Raw genomic sequence first — 8,638 nt, forward strand, 5'->3', positions numbered from 1 at the left:
CGCATAGATTGCCGATCGCCGCGATGCGGCCGCCGCGCACGCCAATATCGGCGCTGAAGCGGGGTGCCTTGCTGCCGTCGATCACGGTGCCGCCAGCGATCAGCAGCTCGTAGTGCGTGGAATCAGGGTTGGACATCGGGTTCCTTTTTTTTGGTTTGCAGCGAGTCGGTCAGCGGGTCAGCGGAAATGGCAGGCCACCTGATGCCCACCGCCGGCGGAGGGCCGATCGGTGAGGGCGGGCGCCTGCTCCTTGCATACGGCTTGGGCCAGCGGGCAGCGCGTGTGAAAGCGGCAGCCCGATGGCGGGTTGGCCGGGCTCGGCGGGTCGCCTTGCAGCAGCAGGCGCCGGGCCGGCGTGCGCGGATTGGGTACTGGCACCGCGGACAGCAGGATTTCCGTGTACGGGTGGCGCGGCGCGCGGAACAAGGTGTCGCGGTCGGCCAGCTCGACGATCTGGCCGAGGTACATCACAGCCACCCGGTGKCTGATATGGCGCACCACGGCAAGATCGTGCGCGACGAACAGGTAGGCGATGCCGAGTTCGGCCTGCAGGTCCATCAGCAGGTTGACCACCTGCGCCTGCACCGAGACGTCGAGCGCGGACACCGGTTCGTCGCAGACGATCAGCTTGGGGTTGAGCGCGAGCGCGCGCGCGATGCCCAGCCGCTGCCGCTGGCCGCCCGAGAACTCGTGCGGGAATTTCTTGGCCGCCTCCGGGCGCAGCCCGACCTTGCTGAACAGCCACTGCACGCGTTCGGAGCGTTCCGCACGCGAATGCATGCCGAAATTGCGCAGCGGCTCGCTGACGATCTCGCCCGCCGTCAGGCGCGGGCTTAACGAAGCGTAGGGGTCCTGGAAGATGATCTGCAGATCGCGCCGGCGCAGGCGCATGGCGTTTGCCGACAGGCCCAGCAGCTCCTCGCCATCGAGCTGCACCGAGCCGGAGGTGGGTTCGACCAGGCGCAGCACCGACTTGGCGGTAGTGGTCTTGCCGCAGCCGGATTCGCCGACCAGCGAGAGCGTCTCGCCGCGCTCCACGGTGAAGGACACGCCGTCCACCGCCTGGATGGGCGGCTTGCGCGGCGCCAGCCAGCGCTGCGGCGCGATGTAGTGCTTCTTGAGCCGGTCGACCTTGAGCAGGGACGAGGGCGTGGCAGTGGGGGTGCTCATGCGATGGCTTCCTGGGCTGGCTGGTTGCATTCGATGCGGCCTTCCTCGATCGCGAAGCAGGCCACGGCATGGTCTGCGCCGTGGCGCGTGAGTTGCGGGATCTCGCGCGCGCAGCGCGTGCCGGCATGCGGGCAGCGCGCCGCGAACGCGCAGCCGCGGCGCGCTTCCTGTGGCGATGGCACCAGCCCGGGGATTTCGGCCAGGCGCTGGCTGCTGGTGTTCATCGAGGGCATCGAGGCCATCAGCGCGCGGGTGTAGGGGTGCAGCGGGCGGTCGAACAGGTCGATGACGCTGGCTTCCTCGACCTTGCGCCCGGCGTACATCACGATCACGCGGTCGCAGCACTCCGCCACCACGCCGAGGTCGTGCGTGATCATGACTACCCCCATGCCTAGCTCTTTCTGCAAGCGGCGGATCAGGTCCAGGATCTGGGCCTGGATGGTGACGTCGAGCGCGGTGGTGGGTTCGTCGGCGATCAGCACCTCCGGGTTGCAGGCCAGCGCCAGCGCGATCATCACGCGCTGGCGCATGCCGCCGGAGAGCTGGTGCGGATATTCGTTGACGCGGCGCTCGGGCTCGGGGATCTGCACCAGCCGCAGCATTTCCACCGCGCGCTTGAGCGCCTCGGCACGGCTTGCGCCTTGGTGCAGCTGCACCGTCTCGGCAATCTGCCGGCCGATCGTGAGCACCGGGTTCAGCGAGGTCATCGGCTCCTGGAAGATCATCGAGACGCGGTTGCCGCGGATGCGGCGCATCTCGCGCTCGCTGAGTTGCAGCAGGTCGGTGCCGCGCAGCCGCACGGCGCCGCGGATGCGTGCCGGCGGCGTGGGCAGCAGCCGCATGATCGACAGCGCCGTCACGCTCTTGCCGCAGCCGGACTCGCCKACCACGCCAAGCGTCTGGCCGGCGCGCACGGTGTACGAGACGCCGTTGACCGAGCGGGCCGGCCCAGTGAGCGTGTCGAAATGGGTGTGCAGGTCGTCTACCTCGAGCAGCGGCTCCCCGGTGGCCAGGGCAACGCGGGACATTGTCGTTGTCATTGGTGTGCCCCCCTTCAGAGTTGCCGCGCCAGGCGCGGGTCGAGCGCGTCTCGCAAGCCGTCGCCCAGCAGGTTGATCGCCAGCACCGTCGCGGCCAGCAGGATGCCGGGGTAAAGGATGATATGGAACGCCACCGCCACGAAGTTGCGGCCCTCGGCCATCATGTTGCCCCAGCTCGGTGTCTGCCCGGGCACGCCGACGCCCAGGAAGGACAGGGCCGCTTCCGTCAGCACGGCGGCGGCGGCCACGAAGGTGGCCTGCACGATCAGCGGCGCCACCATATTAGGCACCACATGGCGCGCCAGGATCACGGGCAGGCGGGTGCCCACCGCATGTGCCGCCTCGACGTAGAGCTGCTCGCGCAGCGTGAGCGCCAGCGAGCGCACCAGCCGCACCACGCGCGGAACTTCGGGGATGGTGATGGCAACGATCACGGCGGTGAGGCTGGCCTGCGTGACGGCCATCAGCGCGATGGCCAGCAGGATGCCGGGGATGGCCATCAAGCCGTCCATCACGCGCATCACGAAAGAATCAGCCCAGCGCACGAAGCCTGCGGCGAGGCCGAGCAGCACGCCGAAACCGGTCGCGAGCAGGCCGACCGCAAGGCCGACGACCATCGAGACGCGCCCGCCCCAGACCGCGCGGCTGAACACATCGCGGCCGAGCGCGTCGGTGCCGAACCAGTGCTCGGCCGAGGGCGGCTGCATGCGCGCCAGCGGATCGATATCCTGGGGGTCGAAGGTGGCGATCCAGGGCGCGCCGATGGAGAGCACGGCAATCGCGGCCAGCAACAGCGCACCGGCGATCAGCGTGGGGTGCTTGCGCGCCCAGTGCCAGCGCGGCAGCACGAAGGGGGTGTCCTGCGGCACCGCCGCGCTGGGGGCGGTGTCATCGGTCACGGGCAGGGAGGTGGACATGGTGGCAGGTCTCGCGGCAAGGATGGGATTGGTACCGGATGTCAGTACTTGATGCGCGGATCGAACAGGCGGTAGCTCAGGTCGATCATCAGGTTGATCAACACGTAGACGCCGGCCGAGATCAACAGCACGCTCTGGATCACCGGATAGTCGTGGCGCTGCACCGAGTCGACCACCAGGCGGCCGACGCCCGGGATGGCGAACACGGTCTCGGTGACGACTACGCCGCCGATCAGCAGCGCGATGCCCATGCCGATGGTGGTGGCGATCGGGATTGCCGCGTTGCGCAGCGCATGGCCCAGCACCGGCAGCACGCCCAGGCCCTTGGCGCGCGCAGTGCGGATGTAGTCCTCGTGCAGTACCTCAAGCACGGTGGCGCGCGTCATGCGCGTCACCAGCGCGATATAGACCAGCGCCAGGTTGACGCAGGGCAGGACCAGGCTGCGCRGCCATTCGCCGGTGCCGTCGGCGAAGCGTGCGTAACCCTGCACCGGAAACCACGGCAGCTGGATGGCGAAGGCATAGACCAGCAGGTAGCCCACCAGGAACACCGGCAGCGAAAACGCCAGCACCGCGAACAGCATCACCAGCCGGTCGATCCAGCTGCCGGCGCGGTAGGCCGCAAGCGTGCCCAGCGGCACCGCGACCAGCAAGGTCAGCAGCATGGTCAGCGCGGCGATCGAGGCCGTGGGTTCCAGCCGTTGCGCCAGCAGCCGGGCCACCGGCACCTGGGTGAAGATCGAGGTGCCGAGATCGCCGGTGGCGAGCCGGCCGAGCCACAGCACGAACTGCCGCCACAGCGGCAGGTCCAGGCCCAGCGCGCCACGCAGTTTGGCGATGTCGTCGACTGTGGCAAGGTCGCCCGCGATCAGTGCCGCCGGGTCGCCCGGCGACAAGTGGATCAGCAGGAACACCACGATGGCTACCACCGCCATCACGGGTAGCGTCGCGGCCAGGCGTCGGAGCAGGTAGCCCATCGTTGTGTCTCCTCGGTGGGTCGTTTTTCTTTCTTTCTTGTTTATTTGTCGAGCATCCAGACCGTGGGCATGCCAGCCCACAGCTTGTCGACGCCCTTGAGGCTGGCGCGCGCCGCGAAGGCCGCCGAGTACTGGCCGGCATTCACATAGGGCACCGCCTCATAGGCGCGCTTCTGGAAGGCGTCGAGCAATTCCTTGCGCTTGGCCGGCACGGTCTCGCGGATCCAGGCGGTGCGCAGCGCATCGAGCGGCTTGTCGCAGGGCCAGCCGGGCAGGCTGTTGCCGCAGGCGGCGCCAAGGTAAGCGTTGGCGATCGGCGAATTCGAATCGAACTCGCCCGCCACTGTCACGTACATGCTCCAGCCGCCGGCCTCCGGCACGTCGCGCTTGGCGCGGCGCGCGCCAATGGATGCCCAGTCCATGTTCTGCATGTCCACGTTCATGCCCATGCTGCGCATGGTCTGCGCCGCCATCAAGGCTTCGGCGTTGAGCTGGGGCACGTCGGTGGGCACTAGCACCACCACCTTCTCGCCCTTGTAGCCGGCCGCGCCGAGCAACTGCTTGGCGCGCGCCAGGTCGGCCTTGCGGTACGGCTCGGCGCCGGCCGTCGTATCGTTGGGGCCGCCGCAGATGAAATAGGTGGCGCAGTAGTTCATGCGCATATCGAGTGGATACCCCATGGCCGCGGTGAAGCGTTCCTGGCTCACCGCCTGCAGGAAGGCCTGGCGTACCTTCGGGTTATTGAAGGGCGGATGGAGCTGGTTCATCACCAGCACGCCCTGGTAGGCGCCGCCCGAGCCGATCTTGACGCTGGTGTCGGCACGCAGCGGGGCGATGTAGTCCGGCGGCACCTGCTCCACCAGGTCGACCTCGCCGCGCTTGAGCGCCGCGATGGCGCTGTTGGCATCCGGCAGGTAGAGCCATTCCACGCGGTCGAACTGGCTCTTCTTGCTGCCGGCGAGGCCGCTCGCCGGCTCGCTGCGCGCCACGTAGTTCGGGTTGCGCACGAAGACCGCCTTGTTGCCAGGCACCCATTCGTCGCGCTTGAAGACGAAGGGGCCGGAGCCCATCACCTCGGGCAGCGGCGCGGTGGCGGGCATCCTGGCCAGGCGCTCCGGCAGGATCACCGGCGGAAAGCCCGATGGCTTGGCCAGCGCATCGAGCACCATGCCAAAGGGCTCCTTGAGCGTGAGCGTGAAACTGCGCGCGTCGAGCGCCTTCCATTCGGCGCCAGCGTCACCCATGGCGCGGCCCAGGCTGTCGCGCGCGCCCCAGCGCTGCAGCGATGCGACGGCGTCGGCCGCGGTGACCGCGCTGCCATCCGAGAACTTGAGGCCGGGGCGCAGGGTGAAGCTCCACTGCTTGCCGTCCTTGGCGCTGCTGTACTTCTCCACCATCTGCGGTTGCGGCTTGCCGCTCGCGTCCTGCGCGAACAGCGTGTCGTAGACCATGTAGCCGAAGTTGCGCGTGATGTAGGCGGTGGTGAAGGTCGGGTCGAGGATCTTCAGGTCGGCATGGGCCACGACCTTGAGCGTCTTGGTCTGCGCCAGCACGGGAAGGCTGGCGCTGGCCAGGGCAAGCGCGCTCGCCGCGAGGGCGACGCGCAGGGCGGGATTCGGTTTCATGGACGGGTCTCCTGTCTTGTTGTTGTCGTTCTTATGTTGTAGCCGTTGCGAACCGGCGCGCGGCGCTCAGGCCGACGCTGCGTCGAGCGGCCACTTGGGCCGGCGCACCTTGCGGTAGGGCAGGGTCGTGAGGTCGAGCGTCACGGCGCCGGGGGCGCCCGCGTAGATCACGTGCCTGGCCACCGTCGAGAACGATGCGTAAAAATGCTGCGAGGACTTCACCACGATGATTTTCTTGCGCGCGAGGTCGCAGCCCAGTTGCGTGAACAGATCCGTGCCCATCGCCTGGTTGCGCAGGGTAATCAGCACGATGTCGATGCCGTTGGCTTCCACCAGCGCGCAATCGCCCATCTGCACCGGCGCGTTCGACAGGCCGGTCATCACCATGTCGGGCAGCAACGCCTTGATCGTGCAGTCCACGTCCAGCGGATCACCCGAGAGCGGGCTGATCTTGCCGCCGATGCGCATCGCCAGGCGCGCGCCCACACCCGCATCAAAGGCGATGCGCACCGCGATCGGGTCCCACAGCGGGCCGACGGCGGCGTTGGCGATGCCCCGCTCGATCATGCGGCGCAGGATAAAGGTGGAGTCGCTCGCCGCGCCGCCCCCGGGATTGTCCGCGCCGTCTGCCAGCACCACCGGGCCGCCATCGAAGGCCAGGGCCTCGTCGAGCGCGGTGTCGATGTCCGGATAGCGTACCGTGAGCGCTTCGCGCATGCCGATCAGCTCGTCGGCCAGCTGGCGGGCCAGCGCATTGGCCTGGGCCTGGTTGCCGTCGGTGTAGACCAGCACCTTGGTGCCCATGCCGGGCACGTCTCCCCAGGAGAAGCCGTGCGCGATGGAGATCGACAGCACGCCGTCCCGGCCTTCCAGCGATTGGATGCGGTTCACGAAGCCGCGCGCCGGCTCGCGCGAGGTATGAACGGTCACGATCATCTCGCAGTCGACCACGGCAGCCACGGGGCGGACCTTGCCTTGCACCTTGGCCGCGCACAGGTCGACCAGTTCCAGGGCGCGCTCCAGCACGTCGGTGTGCGGGTATTCCTTGAAGGCGATCAGCACGTCGGCGTACGCCACCATCTCCGGTGTCAGGTGGCTGTGCGGATCGAGTTCCGCCCCGATCACCACCTCCGGCCCGACGATGGCGCGCACGCGCTGCAGCAAGTCGCCTTCGCAATCGTCATAGCCATCGGCCACCATCGCGCCGTGCAGCCCTAGCAGCACCATGTCCACGGGCAGCGCCGCGCGCAGGTCGGCCAGCAGTTCCTCGCGCAGGGTTTCGTAGGCATGGCGCGTGGTCGTGCCGCTGGGCTGCGCGCCGGCTACCATGCCTTCGGACAACTGCCAGCCGCGCTCCTTGCCGCGCAGCCGGGCGGCCCACAGCGGGCCGGAGAAGAACGTCATCTGCTCTGGGTGCTGGCCGGCCGGGAAGTAGCCGCGGTCCCTGAAGGACGCGAGGCCGGTCGGCATCGGCCCGAAGGTGTTKGTTTCGGTGGCGAGGGAGGCACTGAAGACACGCACGATGGTGAACTCCTGGTCAATTTGGCGGTTGGTGATTGGCGGTTGGTGATTGGTGATTGGTGATTGGCGGTTGGGGGGCAAGCGGAATTCAGGTCGAGCCAGCCAAGCGGCGCAGCCGCGCGGGCCCCAGCATCTCGGCGGTCAGGCCGAACGATGCGGGATGCGCGGGCACGGGCAGGCCGCGCGCAAGCGCGGCGCAGGTTTCGCCCATGGCGGCCGAAGTCTGGATGCCATAGCCGCCCTGGCCCGCGACCCAGAAGAAGCCGGGTACCGCGTCGTCAAAACCGCCGACCAGGTCGCCGTCGGCGACGAAGGAGCGCAGCCCGGCCCAGGTGCGGGTAGGGCGTCGGATCGACAGCGAGGTGGCTTCCTCGATGCGGTGGATGGCAAGCGCGATATCCATTTCCTCGGGCTGGATGTCCTGCGGCTCGACCGGATCGGCATTGGCCGGCGAGCCCAGCAACATGCCGGCATCGGGCTTGAAGTACCAGTCCTCGTCGGCGCCGAAGACCATGGGCCAGTGGTCCGTGTCCATGCCCGCGGGCGGCGCGAAGATAAACGCGGAGCGGCGGCGGGGCTCGATTCCCAGGGGCTGCACGCCGGCCAGCCGCGCAATGGCATCGACCCAGGCGCCGGCGGCGTTGAGCAGCACGGGCGCTTCGTACACCACCCCGCCCGCCTCCACGCGCCAGTGGTCCTGCACGCGCGTAATTGCGCTGGCTTCGGCATCGCACACCAGCTTGCCGCCAGCCTGGCGCATGCCGCGCAGATAGCCTTGGTGGATGGCATGCACGTCCATGTCCGCGGCGTTGGGCTCGTACACGGCGCCCAGCACCTGTTCTGGCCGCAGCGCGGGCACGCGCTCGCGTGCTTGCTCGGCGCTCAGGCGGCGCGCATCGGGGTCCATGGCGCGCAGCATCTCCCAGTGCGCTTCGAGCAGCGGCAATTGCCCGGGGCCGGCGATCATGAGCGCGCCGCGCGGGGTGAGCAGCGGATGCGAGGCAAAGCCCGGCGGCGGGTCCTGCAGGAAGGCGCGGCTTGCCATCGTCAGCGCGCGTACCTGCTGGGTGCCATAGCTCTCCATGAAGAGTGCCGCCGAGCGGCCGGTCGAGTGGTAGCCAGGCTGGGCCTCGCGCTCKAGCACGATGACGCGGCCATGCGGCGCGAGCCAGTGCGCGACGGACGCGCCGGCGATGCCACCCCCGATGACGAGGTAGTCGGCTGAGATCGGCGAAGCAGCGTGAGTTGTGCGCATGATGGTGGTGGGGCTGAGCGCGCTCGTGGGGCGCTGGTGCTTTGGAATGCGAGTGAGTGTATTCAAGAATTTGCGAATATGCAAATTGCGGATACGCAAATTTTGCACTAAAGTGAGCGGCATGGAATCTACC

Annotated in this window: 7 protein-coding genes; all 7 read right to left on the reverse strand. The window is 68.4% G+C overall.

All coding sequences use genetic code 11. The annotated features are described in order from the left end of the window. Positions 1-177 precede the first annotated feature (177 nt). Positions 178-1,170: an ABC transporter ATP-binding protein gene (locus tag AC1DS3_RS30840; RefSeq protein ID WP_477128621.1), complete on the reverse strand. Its 993-nt coding sequence runs from the start codon at positions 1,168-1,170 to the stop codon at positions 178-180. After that, a complete protein-coding gene (locus AC1DS3_RS30845; protein ID WP_441634807.1) occupies positions 1,167-2,210 on the reverse strand; it encodes an ABC transporter ATP-binding protein in 1,044 nt (347 codons plus the stop codon). Before AC1DS3_RS30845 ends, AC1DS3_RS30840 begins: the two co-directional genes overlap by 4 nt. A gap of 14 nt (positions 2,211-2,224) precedes the next feature. Then, complete coding sequence (locus tag AC1DS3_RS30850) at positions 2,225-3,127, reverse strand: ABC transporter permease (protein ID WP_441634809.1); 903 nt, start codon at positions 3,125-3,127, stop codon at positions 2,225-2,227. Positions 3,128-3,168: 41 nt separating this feature from the next. Next, positions 3,169-4,104, reverse strand: coding sequence for an ABC transporter permease (locus AC1DS3_RS30855; protein ID WP_477128622.1), 936 nt, complete (start codon positions 4,102-4,104; stop codon positions 3,169-3,171). A gap of 41 nt (positions 4,105-4,145) precedes the next feature. After that, positions 4,146-5,729 (reverse strand): ABC transporter substrate-binding protein, encoded by a 1,584-nt coding sequence (locus AC1DS3_RS30860; protein ID WP_441634813.1) that lies wholly within the window; start codon positions 5,727-5,729, stop codon positions 4,146-4,148. A 66-nt stretch (positions 5,730-5,795) separates the two neighbouring features. Continuing rightward, on the reverse strand, positions 5,796-7,250 hold the full coding sequence (locus AC1DS3_RS30865) for a M81 family metallopeptidase (protein WP_441634815.1): 1,455 nt from the start codon (positions 7,248-7,250) through the stop codon (positions 5,796-5,798). An 88-nt stretch (positions 7,251-7,338) separates the two neighbouring features. Further along, positions 7,339-8,505, reverse strand: a complete 1,167-nt coding sequence (locus tag AC1DS3_RS30870; protein WP_441634994.1) for an NAD(P)/FAD-dependent oxidoreductase — start codon at positions 8,503-8,505, stop codon at positions 7,339-7,341. Positions 8,506-8,638 lie beyond the last annotated feature (133 nt).

Source organism: Cupriavidus sp. 01L46 (genome assembly GCF_056399905.1).